1 protein-coding gene is annotated in these 240 nt (G+C 69.6%); it reads right to left on the minus strand.

Annotation, left to right across the window (positions count from 1 at the left end; all coding sequences use genetic code 11):
* A partial coding sequence (locus KVT32_RS31365; protein WP_217619563.1) for an ATP-binding cassette domain-containing protein occupies positions 1 to 189 on the minus strand: 189 nt, incomplete at its 3' end.
* Positions 190 to 240 lie beyond the last annotated feature (51 nt).

Below are 240 nucleotides of genomic sequence, written 5' to 3' on the forward strand. Positions count from 1 at the left end.
GGCGCCGCCGAACGTGATCCCGCCGCGCGCCCCGGGCAGCACGCCCATCACGCTCTTGAGCAGTGTCGTCTTGCCCACGCCTTTGCGGCCCAGCAGCGCCAGGCATTCGCCTTGGCGCTCCGCCAGCGACACGCCGCGCAGGGTGTGGCCGCCGCCGTAGTATTGGTCGTTCGTGCTTACGTCCAGCATTTTCAGCGCCCCAGATTGACTTCGATCTCGCGCGGGTCGGCCTGCACGCGG

Origin of the sequence: Achromobacter sp. GbtcB20, from assembly GCF_019091095.1 — a bacterium.
Taxonomy (GTDB): domain Bacteria; phylum Pseudomonadota; class Gammaproteobacteria; order Burkholderiales; family Burkholderiaceae_B; genus Achromobacter; species Achromobacter mucicolens.